Annotated in this window: 13 protein-coding genes; 10 read left to right on the top strand and 3 right to left on the bottom strand. The window is 66.6% G+C overall.

Annotated elements, in window-relative coordinates; genetic code table 11:
• Positions 1-1,449, bottom strand: a 1,449-nt coding sequence (locus tag ABD212_RS17510) for a DUF5979 domain-containing protein (RefSeq protein ID WP_344097126.1), incomplete at its 3' end; no start/stop codon positions are given.
• Between the two features lie 330 nt (positions 1,450-1,779).
• Positions 1,780-2,064 carry a hypothetical protein gene (locus tag ABD212_RS17505; RefSeq protein WP_344097124.1) on the bottom strand — a complete coding sequence of 95 codons (285 nt, stop codon included), beginning with the start codon at positions 2,062-2,064 and terminating at the stop codon, positions 1,780-1,782.
• Between the two features lie 372 nt (positions 2,065-2,436).
• Here ABD212_RS17505 and ABD212_RS17500 point away from each other — a divergent pair, with 372 nt between their 5' ends.
• The 5 genes from ABD212_RS17500 to ABD212_RS17480 all read left to right on the top strand — a co-directional run bounded on the left by ABD212_RS17500 (position 2,437) and on the right by ABD212_RS17480 (position 8,132).
• Positions 2,437-2,634 carry a hypothetical protein gene (locus ABD212_RS17500; RefSeq protein ID WP_344097122.1) on the top strand — a complete coding sequence of 66 codons (198 nt, stop codon included), beginning with the start codon at positions 2,437-2,439 and terminating at the stop codon, positions 2,632-2,634.
• A 140-nt stretch (positions 2,635-2,774) separates the two neighbouring features.
• A complete protein-coding gene (locus tag ABD212_RS17495) occupies positions 2,775-3,797 on the top strand; it encodes a 3-oxoacyl-ACP synthase III (RefSeq protein ID WP_344097120.1) in 1,023 nt (340 codons plus the stop codon).
• Between the two features lie 10 nt (positions 3,798-3,807).
• Positions 3,808-6,492 carry an alpha/beta fold hydrolase gene (locus tag ABD212_RS17490; protein WP_425561296.1) on the top strand — a complete coding sequence of 895 codons (2,685 nt, stop codon included), beginning with the start codon at positions 3,808-3,810 and terminating at the stop codon, positions 6,490-6,492.
• Entirely contained in the window at positions 6,489-7,457 is a 969-nt protein-coding gene (locus ABD212_RS17485; protein WP_344097116.1) for an NAD-dependent epimerase/dehydratase family protein, read from the top strand. Before ABD212_RS17490 ends, ABD212_RS17485 begins: the two co-directional genes overlap by 4 nt.
• Positions 7,458-7,763: 306 nt before the next feature.
• Positions 7,764-8,132: a holo-ACP synthase gene (locus ABD212_RS17480; protein ID WP_344097115.1), complete on the top strand. Its 369-nt coding sequence runs from the start codon at positions 7,764-7,766 to the stop codon at positions 8,130-8,132.
• 225 nt (positions 8,133-8,357) lie between these two features.
• On the opposite strand, the gene ABD212_RS17475 is transcribed toward ABD212_RS17480, so the two are convergent.
• Positions 8,358-9,002, bottom strand: a complete 645-nt coding sequence (locus tag ABD212_RS17475) for a LuxR C-terminal-related transcriptional regulator (protein ID WP_344097114.1) — start codon at positions 9,000-9,002, stop codon at positions 8,358-8,360.
• Between the two features lie 650 nt (positions 9,003-9,652).
• Between ABD212_RS17475 and ABD212_RS17470 the strand changes: the two genes are divergently transcribed.
• The 5 genes from ABD212_RS17470 to ABD212_RS17450 all read left to right on the top strand — a co-directional run bounded on the left by ABD212_RS17470 (position 9,653) and on the right by ABD212_RS17450 (position 14,121).
• On the top strand, positions 9,653-9,985 hold the full coding sequence (locus ABD212_RS17470) for a TcmI family type II polyketide cyclase (RefSeq protein WP_344097113.1): 333 nt from the start codon (positions 9,653-9,655) through the stop codon (positions 9,983-9,985).
• 119 nt (positions 9,986-10,104) lie between these two features.
• Complete coding sequence (locus ABD212_RS17465; RefSeq protein WP_344097109.1) at positions 10,105-11,796, top strand: acetyl-CoA carboxylase carboxyltransferase subunit alpha; 1,692 nt, start codon at positions 10,105-10,107, stop codon at positions 11,794-11,796.
• 11 nt (positions 11,797-11,807) lie between these two features.
• Positions 11,808-12,362 carry an acetyl-CoA carboxylase biotin carboxyl carrier protein gene (locus ABD212_RS17460; RefSeq protein WP_344097108.1) on the top strand — a complete coding sequence of 185 codons (555 nt, stop codon included), beginning with the start codon at positions 11,808-11,810 and terminating at the stop codon, positions 12,360-12,362.
• A complete protein-coding gene (locus ABD212_RS17455; RefSeq protein WP_344097107.1) occupies positions 12,359-13,858 on the top strand; it encodes an acetyl-CoA carboxylase biotin carboxylase subunit in 1,500 nt (499 codons plus the stop codon). The genes ABD212_RS17460 and ABD212_RS17455 overlap by 4 nt, the downstream gene beginning before the upstream one ends.
• The gene (locus ABD212_RS17450; RefSeq protein WP_344097104.1) at positions 13,855-14,121 is read left to right on the top strand and encodes an acyl carrier protein; all 267 of its coding nucleotides are present in this window, start codon (positions 13,855-13,857) and stop codon (positions 14,119-14,121) included. The genes ABD212_RS17455 and ABD212_RS17450 overlap by 4 nt, the downstream gene beginning before the upstream one ends.
• Positions 14,122-14,135: the final 14 nt, after the last annotated feature.

Genomic DNA, 14,135 nt, shown 5'->3' with positions numbered 1-14,135 from the left:
GTCCCCCGCCGGCGCGTTCGCCGCAACCGCGACGTCCTGCTCCAACCCGTTGTCGCACGACACATGCACCGTCACCGCACCCTGAGCGCCCGCCGCCGACCCCGCGATCGTCTTCGTCACCAGCAGCGACGACAACACCGCCTGATACGTGTTGGTGACGGTGACGGCGGCGACCTGGTCGGCGGCGATCGTCGCGGGACTGCCCGCAACCGTCGTCGTCACCGACACCGACGCCGACGAGCCGTCCACCGGTTCGGTCACCGTGCACACCGTCCCCACCGGAAGACCCTCGATCGTCGCAGAGGTGTCCCCCGCCGGCGCGTTCGCCGCAACCGCGACGTCCTGCTCCAACCCGTTGTCGCACGACACATGCACCGTCACCGCACCCTGAGCGCCCGCCGCCGACCCCGCGATCGTCTTCGTCACCAGCAGCGAACCGACCTGGAAGAAGTCTGCTGTCGCACTGGTCAGGGTCGATACATTCGCGTCCTGGGCGAGGATGAGCCGTTGGGCATCGTTGACGCCGCCGGTATTGCCGTCGTAAAGGTAGACGTTGCCGCTGGGCGCACTGGCGACCCCTCGAGCGGTGAAGGTGACCGTCCCCCCGGTGACCGCATTGGGTAGGAGCCAGATCTGAGTGTTGTTAGCCACCGTGGAGCCATCGGCGATCGGTGTGGCACCGGCAGCGTCGGCGTACATGGTGCCGCCGGCGGCTCGCACTGTGATCTGAAGACCGGGGTCGACAGAATCCGAGGTCACGGTGTACGGGCCAAGCGGTGTGTCAGACGGCCCAGAAGCCGCAGCAGGATCGATCACCAGGTTCGGTGGACTGGGTTCCGGTAGCGGGCCCGCCGCCAGCACCGCAGCCACGATGGCTGCGGTGAATGGCCGGACCGGGTCGGTGGACTGCAGCACGTAGCTGTCACTGAAGAACCAGATCGCGGCCTGCACTGCGGCGGCCCTCGCGCTGTCGTTGGGTGCTCCGGAGGGCTCACCGGTGTTCGGGTAGTACTCGTCGAGGATCCTCGCGATGTAACCGACATTGGGGACGTTCGACGCGTCCCATGTTCCGTTCGCGTAGCCCAGGCCCGGATACGTCAGCGTTCGGATGTCGATGCAGAACATGTTCAGCGTCGCGCCAGAGGTCATCGACTGCGCGTGGATGACTCCCGCGAAACCCTCATTGAGCGGGTCGAACCCTGCAGGAACATCCGCGGGATACCCAGCCGTCGGATCGAAGCCGCTGCCGACCGGCGCGATCCCACCCGTGACTCCCTGACCCGGGCCGACGCCCGTCATGACGATGTCGGTATTCGGCCCCGTCCGCGGCGTAGCCCCAGGCGGTCCCGGCACCGCCTGCGCCGGCAACGCGGACAACAACACCGCCGCCAACGCAACCAGCATCACCATCAGGCCGCGCATGAGGGTCCACGCAGTGGATCGCGCCATTCGTACCCTCTTTCGGAGATGGAGCCGACTACGCCAATCGAATCTGGTGAAAATCCGGCGACCACGGCCCGAAGCGGCAGATCGCCTCGTTGACCAGAATCTAGCCCTGCCTCGCCGGCTGGTCCACCCCACCGAACGGCGAGCCCACTCAGGCACCCGCTCGCGGTGCAGGCCCGCCGGTCTGGAGGAGTTCTCGGAAGTCGCAGTCCACGACACCCCCGACTACACAGAACTGCGTGGGTATTTGCGTATGTCGCGGGAGGTCGCATCGCGAGGTGTCGACACCACGCGGGCCTGACCGGCCGGCGTTTCCTCAAGCAGCAGGGATCGTCACGCCGCGACGAGGGGCGGGAAGTGAGGAATCGGGATAGGGCGCTCACTACCCGAACCAGCACAGAAGTGGATCAGGTCGTCCAACACGGTGTCCGCACTGACATATCGTGTCGGCAGCGGGACAGCGCCCGTCCACATCACCTCGACATCGTCGATATCGACCTCGTGCATCCACGCGACAACGAACCTGGCGTCATCCCGGCGGTAGTCGCGGTCACAGATGAACCACCACCCCGTCACGGTCCTGGCCAGTTCCAGCGAGGCTGCGTTCCTCTTGTTCATCGGCCCTCCTCGAGCGACTCGGGCGTGGATCGTTGGGCGCGGGTGCAGTTACCGGGCAGCGGCGCGACCGAGCGGGCGAGGGTTTGACGCACTCAGCATAGATCCCCCGTCCAGCAAGGTCGAGAGACCGTTGCGACGGTCACACCTCGAGGGACGAGCCTCGCGCCTTCGCGAACGTGTCGCACGGCGCTCATGACGACGAGCCGGAGACGTCGGAGAGCGACGAGCACGACCACCCCCGGCGATGCTCGGCTCGGTCGGCGGGCGAGCTGCACCAGTTGGCGTGCGCACCGGCGAAAGGATCGCATAGCACCGATTGGCCCGCGAGGATACGCCCCTGCTCGCGGCGTTTGCGTACCGTAACGTAACGGTATGTGGACAGTGATTGTGATCCTGCTCGTGGTGTGGGCGATCCTGTCGGTCGTTGGTTTCGCGTTCAAGGGCCTGCTCTGGCTGGCAGTGATCGGAATCGTCCTCTTCGTCGGCACACTCGTCTTCGGAGCGGTGCGGCAACGCGCTCGCGACAAGCGTCAGCCACCCGCACCGCCCAAGGCGCAGTCCTCTGACTGAGGCACTCCGACCCAGCGTGACTCCGCTGGAGGCCTCGCATGATGATGGTTCCCGGCCTTTGCGTGCCGGGGGTTTACGGGCGTAAAGTGACTGCCCTTGAAGAGAGGCGAGCCCGACCGGCTCGTTTCGACGGAGGTTCCGTGGCCGGAAATGCAACTACCCGATTCGACAACGTATCTCTGCTATCGGTTGCGAGTACCCTGCCCGGTCGGGTGACGACGTCCGATGACATCGAGTCTCGCCTTGCGGTCGCGCTTGCCCGACTCCGACTGCCCGGCGGTCTGCTGCAGCGCGTCGCAGGAGTGCGGGAACGCCGCAACTGGGCGGCGGGTGAGTCCTCCGACACCGCCACGATCGGGGCAGGAACTCGAGCGCTGGCTGAGGCGGGGGTCGATCCATCCGATGTGGGCCTTCTCATCAATACGTCAGTGACCCGCAAGCATCTCGAGCCCTCCGTGGCCGTGCGCATTCACCACGGCCTGGGACTGCCCAGCTCCGCCATCAACTTCGACGTCGCCAACGCGTGTCTGGGTTTTGTGAGTGGCATGAGCCTCGCGGCGAGCATGATCGACTCAGGTCAGATCCGGTACGCCATCGTCGTGAACGGCGAAGACGCGGACGAGATCCAGATCAACACGATCGAGCGCCTGCTGCATCCGAACGTCGACCGAGACGCCTTCATGAGCGAATTCGCGACGCTGACACTCGGTTCGGGGGCAGCTGCAGCGGTCCTCGGTCGCAGCGACGACCATCCCGCGGGGCACCACATCATCGGCGGGATCACGCGGGCCGCGACGCAATTCCACGACTTGTGTGTAGGCAGCGTGGACGGGATGTTCACGGATGCGAAGGCACTGCTGAAGGGTGGCCTCGACCTCGTGGTCTCCGCGTGGAAAGAGGCCGGTGCGGAGTGGAACTGGTCCTCGATGGACCGTTACATCACGCACCAGGTCTCTTCCGTGCATACGAACGCCATCATCAAGGCTGCCAGACTCGACCGCAGCCGCGTGCCGACGACGTTCGCCAGGTTCGGCAACGTCGGACCCGCGTCGATCCCGATCACACTTGTCGAGCAGCAGACGACGCTCAACCGGGGCGATCGCGTGCTGCTGATGGGCGTGGGCTCCGGTCTCAACACCGCGATGATGGAGCTGGCGTGGTGATGGCGCCGACATCGTGACGCAGGCAGCAGCGCTTCCGCCCCGTGACCTCCCCGGGCTCGAGGGACGCTTCAGCCGCATCGCCTCGGTACGCGGCACCGGCTTGGACGAGGGTCTCAGCCGCGAGTGGCACTACCTCGATACCGGGCCGGCTCTTTCGCGGCTCGGCGTGCCGGTCGTAGGAACGATCTTGGCGGTTCACGGCAATCCCACTTGGTCGTACCTGTGGCGGGGCCTCGTCGCGGAATCTGCGCGGATCGCCGACGAGGGTGGCCCGGCCTGGCGGGTGGTGGCGGTCGACCAGCTCGACATGGGGTTCTCTGAGCGCACAGCTGTGGAGCGCCCACTCGCCCAACGTGTCGCCGACCTCGGGGCGTTCACCGATGCGTTGGCGCTCGACGACACCGTCGTGACCCTCGGTCACGACTGGGGCGGCGTCGTGTCCCTCGGCTGGGCGGTCGACCATCCGTCTACCACCGCGGGCGTGATACTGCTCAACACTGCGGTTCACCAGCCCGCCGGGATCCCGATACCCGCCCCGTTGCGGATCGCTCGAACGCGCGGCCTGCTGGCCGCATCCACCGTCCGCTCCACGGCGTTCCTCTCAGCGACGCTCGAACTTGCTTCGCCTGCTCTGGAACCGGCAGTGAAGGACGCCTACCGGGCGCCGTATCGCTCAGCCGCGCGGCGCCGGGGCATAGGCGCATTCGTGGCTGACATACCTGTCGACTCGGCACACGAGAGCTTTGCCGAGCTGGAGCGGATCGCGACCGCGGTTCAGAGCCTGCGGGTTCCAGCGCTGATGCTATGGGGACCCGGAGACCCGATCTTCAGCGACCGCTACCTCGACGACCTTGTCGACCGGCTGCCGGAGGCCGACGTGCATCGCTTCGAGGGTGCGGGGCACCTCATCACAGAAGACCGTCCATATGCGGATGCGGTACTGGCGTGGCTCAGCGACAACTTCGGGCTCGTGCAGGAACGCGGCCAGGCCGCACCGCCGGAATCGCTCGTGCCCATTTCGTCGGAACGGGAACCTTCACGCTTCGTGCCGTTGTGGCACGGACTCGACGAGCGTCGGTCGGACGACGCGATCGCGGTCATCGACATGTCCACGCGCGGCGGACCACGGCGGGTGAGCTGGCGGCAGTTGGACGACAAGGTGCGCCGCATCGCAGGCGGTCTCTCCGGAATCGGCGTGCGAAAAGGCCACCGAGTATCCCTGCTCGTACAACCCGGCGCCACCCTGACCTCCCTGGTCTACGCATGCCTGCGAATCGGTGCGGTCGTCGTCGTCGCCGACGCGGGCCTCGGGGTCAGGGGCTTGACCCGGGCGGTGCGCGGAGCGTGGCCCGACTTCGTCATCGGCGAGACGCCCGGCCTCGTCGCGGCACGCACCCTCGGCTGGCCGGGAGTGCGCATCTCCACCGTGCGTCTGTCGAAAGCTGCCAAGCTGGTGCTCGGCGTCTCGCACACCCTCGGCGACATCGTCACAATCGGCGGCGGCCTGGCCATTCCCGAGCCGCCCGATGCCGGCGACGAGGCCGCGATCCTCTTCACCTCCGGGTCCACCGGTCCCGCCAAAGGCGTCGTGTACACCCACGGCCAGCTGTCCGCGCTCCGCGACGCGCTCGCGAGCCATTTCGAAGTGACCGAAGACACCGGGCTGGTGACCGGCTTCGCACCGTTCGCGCTGCTAGGTCCCGCCCTGGGCACACGGTCGGTGACGCCGGAGATGGATGTCTCATCCCCCCGCACCCTCACTGCGACCGCCGTCGCGGCGGCGGTCAGAGAGTCCGATGCCGGCATCGTGTTCCTTTCGCCGGCGGCGATTCTCAATGTCGTCGCAACGGCCGGAGAACTAGGACGGCAGGACCGCGAGGCGCTCGCGGGCGTGCACACCTTCCTGTCGACCGGAGCCCCGATCGGCGCGGAGCTTCTCGCGTCCGCGGCCGCACTCATGCCGAATGCCACACCCCATACGCCCTACGGCATGACCGAGTGCCTTCTGGTGACAGACGTGACGCTGGACGGCATCCGTTCCGCGGCTGCTGCCGACGCGGACGCCGGGGTGTGCGTCGGATCGCCGATCGGCACGAACCGCGTGGTCGTCAGCGCGTTGGACGTCGAAGGGGCAGCGACAGGGCCGCTGAGCTCGCAGCCCGGCGTTCTCGGCGAGATCGTCGTCTCGGCTCCCCATCTGAAAGATCATTACGATCGGCTCTGGCTCGCGGATCGCGCCGCTGAACGTGAGACACAAAGTGAGGCGGATTCGACCCCAGGCCGGTGGCATCGAACCGGCGATGTCGGGCACCTCGACAGGCACGGCCGCCTCTGGGTCGAAGGCCGGCTGCCGCACGTGCTCGTCACATCGGCGGGACCGATCGCGCCGGTAGGAGCGGAGCAGGAAGTCGAGACGGTCGCCGCCGTGCGACGCGCGGCAATCGTCGGCATCGGACCCGACGGCCTGCGGCAGGCCGTCGCAGTCGTCGAGACCGTCCCGCCGACGGATCGTCCGGGACTCGCCGATCCGAACGTGACCCGTGCTGTGCGCTCCAGGACGGAACTGCCGCTCGTCGCCGTGCTCGCCGTTCCCCGACTCCCCACCGACGTCCGACATAACTCCAAGATCGATCGGACGCGATTGTCGGACTGGGCTGAGGGCGTCCTCGCCGGTGGAAAGCCGACCGCCCCATGACTGTGCTCGTCACCGGAGCATCCGGATTCCTCGGCCGCGCCGTCGCAGCCGAGTTCGTCACCCGCGGCCACGATGTGCGCACCCTGCAGCGACGACCCTCCGGCGTCGGCGGCGTCACCGACATCCTGGGCTCGGTCACCGATCCGAGTCGCATCGCACGTGCGATCGAAGGTGCGTCGTCGGTGGTGCACCTTGCCGCGAAGGTCTCGTTGACCGGTCCTGCGCAGGAGTTCCGAGCGGTAAACGTCGAGGGAACCCGATCCCTGCTGGATGCTGCCGAGCGCTCCGGGGTCACTGGGTTCGTCTACGTCTCCTCTCCGTCGGTCGCATACGAGGGGTCTGCCCTGGCCGGTATCGGAGCAGAACCGGCATCGCCGCGGCGTGCGCAAGGCAACTATGCGCGCACGAAGGCGGAGGCAGAGTTGCTCGCGCTTGCGCGCGACTCTGCCGCGATGCATGTCGTGGCGATCCGTCCGCACATCGTCTGGGGTCCAGGTGACACGCAGCTGATCCAGCGGATCGTCGAGCGGGCCCGCCGTGGACGACTCCCCTTGCTCAACGGCGGCACCGCCCTTATCGACACCACCTACATCGACAACGCTGCGACCGGCATCACCGCGGCACTCGACCGCCTCGATCGAGCGCACGGCAACGCGTACGTCCTCACGAACGGCGAGCCGCGCCCGGTGGGCGAACTGCTCGCCGGGATCTGCCGCGCCGCCGGTGTGCATCCGCCTCGTTGGAGCATTCCCGCCGGTCTGGGGCTGGCAGCCGGCACCGTGATCGAGAGGCTGTGGGCGCTTCGCCCAGGAAGGGACGAGCCGCCGATGACTCGTTTCCTCGCACAGCAGCTTTCAACGGCGCACTGGTTCGATCAGCGCGAGACGCGCCGCGCACTGGACTGGTCGCCGTCCGTGTCCATCGACGAGGGACTCAGCCGCCTGGCCGCCAGTTACGCGGCCTGAGCCCTGGGCGTGAAGTTCGCCGTGCTCCCCACCATGCACTTCGATGGGCTCGACCTAGCCAGCTCGATTTGGTTCAGGCGTTGACATCGTGTTGCCACAGGCCTCTCCCGCGATAGGCAGGCGCGGGAGCGGCTGAAGCGTATTGCCCGGCCGAGGACTCCGCCCGCGACATGAGACCAGGCCAGCGGGGGCGGTTCCGGTACTGGAATCGACGGTTCCGGGAACGGCGAGAACCCGCCACTGCCCGCCGTTCGCCAAGTCGATCAGGTTAGAGTAGCCGCGGCCCACCCGGGCGGGGAGGGATACGTGATCACCGGCATCGGCGTCGACCTCGTCGAGATCTCTCGGTTCGAGCGCTCGCTCGCGCGGAGCCCTCGGCTGCTGGAGCGGCTCTTCTCGCCAGGCGAGCGCTCCCTGCCGATGCGATCCCTCGCAGAGCGGTTCGCCGCGAAAGAGGCGTTCACCAAGGCTCTCGGCGGCTCGGACGGCGTGCACTGGACCGAGATCGAGGTCACATCCGAGACGTCCGGACACCCATGGCTCAGACTTTGCGGATCGACGGCCGCGGTCGTAGCGCACCGCGGGATCACGGCCATCCATCTCTCCATGACCCACGAGGGCGGCTTCGCGGTCGCGTACGTCGTCGCCGAATCCGCGGACGGGTCGCTCCCGTGACGCATCCCCGCCCCGGGGTGAGGCGCGAAGCGCTGATCCACGTCTGCGATCACCCCCGCGAACATCCGTCAGACGGGCTGCGCCGCGCGGGCATCGTCGTGCCGATCGTGGCGTGGTTGCACGCACCGGGCGCATCGTTCGCTGAGACGGCATCGCGGGCATCGAGTTCGGCATCTCGACGTTCGACCAGCTGCTTCACGCCGCGCGCGGTCAGATGGCGACGACTCAGGATTGTCGAGCGGTGTCGTTGTTCACGAAAATGGCCAGCTGCGTGCGGCTCCGGACGCCCAGGCGCCGTAAGACCGCCGTGATGTGGCTCTTGACCGTCGCATCACTGACCGACAGCCGGGCGGCGATTTCGCCGTTGGTCATTCCCTCGGCGACAAGGAGGGCCACCGTCCGTTGGCGGTCGGTCAGTGGGTTCAGGGCGCTGAGCTGCGCGGGGATCTCCGCCGCACCGGTCGGTCCGGTGGTCAGGAACTGCAGGAGGTGGCGGGCGAACGCAGGGTCGAGGACGAGTTCGTCCTTGGCCAAAGCGCGGATGCCGTCGACCAACCGCGGCGCGGCGACCCACCGAGAAAGGTAACCCCTCGCCCCGGCTCGCAACGCCCCTGCCAGATCGAGCTTTGACTCGGTCTCGGCAAGGATCAGTACCGCTCGGTCGCGACTGCACAACGCACTGACGGACTCCTCTTGCATATGCGGTAGCAGGCCCTGACGGATGACGACGATGTGCGGGTCCACCAGGTCCGCCAGCGAGCATGCCGAAGCGACGTCCACCACCTCGCCCACCACGACCAGGTCGGGTTCGAGCTCGATCAGCACTCGCAGTCCGATGCGGTAGATCTCGTTGTCTTCGCACAGCAACACCCGAACAGCTTCCGGCACAGGGACGGGCCAGACTTGGTGCAGGGATCGAGCGGGATGAGAGGTCGCATCCGGGTCAGGTTGGAACGTCATCAGGCTCCCCTTGAAGTGGCAGGACATCGATATTGCATCCGTCACCGTGAACGGACCCCCCGGCCCGTTCGCTCACCGTCACTCACCAGCCCGCCCCGACGAACAGGTCAGTGGCGGACACCTGCAGCAAAATTACCGCGAGAACCCAAACAAATCTACGAAGTGTAGCGGATAGTAACAAACCGCGCTACAGACCGTCACATCGACCGCCGTGGAGCCGCCGGATGGGTGCTGCCAGTGTGCAGGAGGATGCTGGCCGCAGGCCTCACGCTCGACCCGGCATCCGGCACTCGTTCGTTTTCCGGCCGTCGACTCTCGTGCGGTCCAGGGTTCCGACTTTGGATGAGACGCCTCAACCTACGGGAGGGGATGGCTCCTCCAGAGGACAGGTGGCTTTCAACTCCTTGGGTGGGTGAGGAAAGGCACCAGGTCCATACCTCCGGCGGACGCGTGCTGGCTGTGAGTGACTTAGCGTATGGATTGTCCCTGGGGCCGGCTCTCCGCGAGTAGACCGGGACGACAATCGTTCGATCGCAACGTTCCGATGGATGGAGTCAGCCATGCAGCAGATCATGATCGTCGCGAAGATGCGCGCCGACGATGCTCCAGCGGTAGCGGAGATCTTCACCCGCTCCGACGCGACCTCGATGCCTCAGGACATCGGCGTCATCGGTCGGTCCCTGTACCGCTTTCACGGGATCTACGTGCACCTGATCGATTTCTCACGGCCAGCATCAGACGCAATGCGGACGGCGCAGAAGTTGCCGTCCTTCCGTGCAGTCAGTGACGATCTCCGCCCGTACATCGGAGCCTACGACCCGAACTGGAGTTCACCCCTCGATGCCATGGCGGACCGCTTCTACCACTGGACGTCGCCGGCCCCGCAAGGCTGAGCGCACCCACCCGCCAACTCGTTGGACGACTCGGTTCGACCACGAGGAGCCACCCCTTCGCCGTTCCGGTTGAACATATTTGCGAATAAAGGGACCCGATGACATCTACATTGGAGCCGGTGGCGTCGCCCGCCGGTCGGGCGGAATGGACCAAGTGCCCTGGCTGCGGTTGCCTTGTCTATTTCAAGCGACTGGATCGAAACCTGCGGGTGTGTCCCGAGTGTGAGCACCACGTGCGGATGGGGGCGCGAGCCCGGATCGAATTGCTGGTCGACGCAGGAAGTTTTCGCGAGGCCGACTTCGACGCGGTGATGCCCGATCCGCTCGAATTCACCGACTCCCGTCCGTATCGAGACCGGTTGGCCGACGCGACCGCCAATTCCGGGGAGTCAGAGGCGGTCATTTTCGGCGACGCACTTCTCGGTGGCCGGAGGGCGGTCTTAGCCGTCATGGAATTCACTTTCATGGGCGGGAGCATGGGACTGGAGGTCGGCCGCAGGGTGAGCGAGGCGGCCAGCCTGGCCCTCCGGATGCGGGAGCCACTGATCGTCGTGTGTGCAAGCGGCGGGGCACGAATGCAGGAGGGTGTTTTTTCGCTCCTGCAGATGGCCCGCACGGCGGTCGCCTTCGCCCGGCTTCGGGAGGCGGGGGTGCTGTCGGTGTGTGTGCTCACCGATCCGACGTACGGGGGTGTCTCCGCATCCTTCGCCAGTTTGGGTTCGGTGGTTATCGCAGAGAGGGGCGCGCACGTCGGGTTCGCCGGCCCGCGGGTCGTGCAGGAGACCATCCGTGCGGCGCTGCCCGCCGGCTTTCAGGCCGCGGAATCGCAGCTCGTGCACGGCCTGGTCGACCGCGTGGAAAACAGAGCCGATCTGCGGTCCGTGCTGATCCGGCTGATAGATCTGCACACCGGTCGAGGTGACCGCACCGCAGTTGATCCCGTTCCCGAGCCAACAGCGACGAGGTCGATCGGGTCTCCGGCGATGCGTGACTCCTGGGCGGTGGTCCAAGCCGCGCGCAACGTTGATCGGCCGACCACAGCGGACTACCTTCGGCTTGTCTTCGACGATTTCGTCGAGCTGCATGGCGATCGTGCGCATGCCGATGACCCTGCGGTCGTCGGCGGGGTGGCATCTCTCGCCGGGCGATCTGTTGTCGTCATCGGCACCCAGAAGGGCCACACGGTCAAGGATCTCGTTGCTCGCAATTTCGGGATGGCGCACCCGGAGGGTTACCGCAAGGCGATGCGTCTGATGGAGCACGCCGAACTGTTCGGGTTGCCGGTCGTCACTTTTGTCGACACTCCGGGCGCTCACCCCGGCCCGGACGCTGAAGAACGAGGGCAGTCCATCGCCATCGCCGAAACCATCATGCGCAGTTCGCGACTGCGCGTTCCGGTCGTTGCGGTCATCACCGGTGAAGGCGGCAGCGGTGGCGCCCTCGCGCTCTGCACCTCGGATCGGTTGGTTGTCTTGGAGAACGCCTTCTTGTCCGTGATCAGTCCGGAGGGGTGTGCGGCAATCCTTTGGCGGAGCGCATCGTCAGCGCCGGCCGCAGCCAGGGCGTTGCAACTCGGCGCGCCGCAGTTGCTGCACAGCGGCATCGCCACCTCGGTGGTACCCGAACCGGTCGGCGGGGCGCAAGCGGACCCGGCTGCCTGCGCGCAAACGCTCCGCGAGATCATCATCCGTGAGATCGACGAGCTGGACGATATCTCTCCCGCGGATTTGCTGTCGGGTCGGGAGCAACGGTTTTCCCGGCTCGGCGGTGCGGCCCTGATGGTCCCGCTGACGACCGACATCGCTAGCTGAGGCGGGCCGAGATGACAGCAAACGATGCGATCGCGTCAAGGAATGGCGACCTTCCTGGGGCGGCCGCGCTTCGCCCGCCCCCCGGCAACGCGGAATCCATGCCCGAACTGCGGCAGGAAGTGGCCGAACTCGCCCGCACGCTGCCTGGCTATCTGCGACGAGTACGGGTCCGCGGCGGGGACCGCGAGATCGAGGTCGAGTGGGCCGACCAGGTGGGAACCCCGGAATCGGCAGTCGATCAACGGAGGACGGCTCACCCCGGCGGGGCAGGGCACCTCACGACCGCGGTGTCCCCGCCAACGGTGGACGATGCGTTCACAGCAGTGCGGGCACCGTTGGTCGGCTGCTATTTCGCCGCGCCGTCACCCGGTGCGGAACCGTTCGTGCGGGTCGGCGACGAGGTGGAGCCCGGCACCACGGTGGCGATCATCGAGGCGATGAAGTTGATGAATCCGATCGTGGCAGGCGAGTCGGGCGTCGTCGCCGAAGTGTTGGTGAGCAACGGTGAATCTGTCGAATATGACCAGATTCTCCTGCGCCTTCGCCCGAAGGAGCAGGCAGCATGATCCGGAAACTGCTCATTGCCAACCGTGGCGAGATCGCCGTTCGGATCGCCAAGACGTGCCGGGAGTTGGGCATCGAGGTCGTCGCTGTGCACAGCTCCGCCGATCGGGATTCCGAAGTCGTTCGGTTGGCCGACATCGCCGTGAACATCGGCCCGCCGGCACCGCGACGGAGCTACCTGAACATTCCCAACATCGTCGAGGCGGCCCTGCAGACGGGGGCCGACGCCATCCATCCCGGTTACGGCTTCCTCTCCGAGGACCCCGATTTCGCGGAGATCTGCGAGTCGGCGGGACTGATCTTCATCGGTCCTCCACCGTCGGTGATGCAGGACATGGGCAACAAGGCGACGGCGCGTGGGCTCATGCACAAGGCCGGGCTGCCGATGCTGCCCGGGGTGGTCGAACCGGTGCGCTCGGTACGCGATGGGCAGGAGATTGCCGCCGACATCGGGTATCCCGTCATCATCAAGGCTGCCGCCGGCGGTGGTGGTCGCGGGATGAGCGTCGTCCACAGCGAAGCGGATTTCAGCGACGCGTATGTCAGCACCCGCGAGGTGGCCAGGGCGGTCTTCAACGACCCCGCCGTCTACGTGGAGCGTTACCTGGCCGGTGCGCGCCATGTAGAGGTGCAGGTGCTGTGCGATCAGCACGGCAACGGCGTCTTTCTGGGGGAGCGCGATTGCTCGCTGCAGCGCCGTCATCAGAAGCTCCTCGAGGAGGCGCCTGCCGCCCACATGACGGTCGCGCAACGCGAACGCCTGGGCGCGTTGGCCGTTCACGGTGCGCTGTCAGTCGGCTACACCGGCGCCGGGACCATGGAATTCCTGGTCGACGGCTCGGGCGAGCCCTACTTCATGGAGATGAACGCCAGAATTCAAGTGGAACACCCGGTCACCGAAATGCTGACCGGTATCGACCTGATCCGCGAACAGATCTTGATCGCCGATGGACTGCCGCTCGCGTTCGGGCAACAGGATGTCCGATGCAGCGGAGCCGCCATCGAGTGCCGGATCAACGCGGAGGACCCAGCGCGGGGTTTCGCACCGACTCCAGGTCGGCTCGACGTCTACAGAGCGCCGGCCGGACCATGGACGCGACTGGACACCGGGTACCGGGAGGGCGATCAGGTAAGTCCGCACTACGACTCTCTGCTGGGCAAACTCATCGTATGGGCGCCCACCCGGGATCAGGCAATGTCCAGGATGGACCGGGCATTGGCCGAAATGGCGGTGGACGGCCCGGGCCTGTCCACAACGGCGACCCTGCACCGGGCACTGCTACGGCATCCCGACTTTCGCGCCGACCGGCATGACATCCAGTTTCTCGACCGGGTGATGCCGAGCCTGCTCGCCAGCGCAGCCGAAATCCATCAGCAGGGACCCCGCGTTCCCTCCTTGACGGCAGATTACGTCTGTGCCGTCCCAGCCCCCGCGGAGCCGATCGGGCCCCGCGGTCTACCCCCACGCCCCACCCTAGAGGAGGTCACCCCAGCATGAATGACACCTTCACGATCGGCGATCTGATGACGTTGCTCACCAAGAAGGCGGGTCTGCCGATAGCGGACCAGACCGACGACCCGTCTGCACGGTTCTCCGATGTCGGCCTCGACTCGCTGGCATTCCTCGAGATGCAGACCGGACTGGCGGCCGCCTATGGGATTGAAATGCCCGACGATCGGACCGAGCGATACACGTTCGGCGAGATCGTCGACGTGGTGCAGAGCCATCTCGCGTTGAGTTCCATCGAACAAGCGTCGTGATCCGATGAACTCGA

This window comes from Microbacterium deminutum (assembly GCF_039530205.1).
Classification (GTDB): Bacteria; Actinomycetota; Actinomycetes; order Actinomycetales; family Microbacteriaceae; genus Microbacterium; species Microbacterium deminutum.
This window is presented reverse-complemented; position numbering and strand designations above follow the sequence as displayed.

What these genes read in the sequence shown, in the direction of transcription:
- ABD212_RS17455 (WP_344097107.1), top strand. Translation starts at nt 12,359, where the DNA reads ATGATCCGGAAACTGCTCATTGCCAACCGTGGCGAGATCGCCGTTCGG.
- ABD212_RS17485 (WP_344097116.1), top strand. Translation starts at nt 6,489, where the DNA reads ATGACTGTGCTCGTCACCGGAGCATCCGGATTCCTCGGCCGCGCCGTC.
- ABD212_RS17460 (WP_344097108.1), top strand. Translation starts at nt 11,808, where the DNA reads ATGACAGCAAACGATGCGATCGCGTCAAGGAATGGCGACCTTCCTGGG.
- ABD212_RS17505 (WP_344097124.1), bottom strand. Translation starts at nt 2,064, where the DNA reads ATGAACAAGAGGAACGCAGCCTCGCTGGAACTGGCCAGGACCGTGACG.
- ABD212_RS17450 (WP_344097104.1), top strand. Translation starts at nt 13,855, where the DNA reads ATGAATGACACCTTCACGATCGGCGATCTGATGACGTTGCTCACCAAG.
- ABD212_RS17470 (WP_344097113.1), top strand. Translation starts at nt 9,653, where the DNA reads ATGCAGCAGATCATGATCGTCGCGAAGATGCGCGCCGACGATGCTCCA.
- ABD212_RS17500 (WP_344097122.1), top strand. Translation starts at nt 2,437, where the DNA reads ATGTGGACAGTGATTGTGATCCTGCTCGTGGTGTGGGCGATCCTGTCG.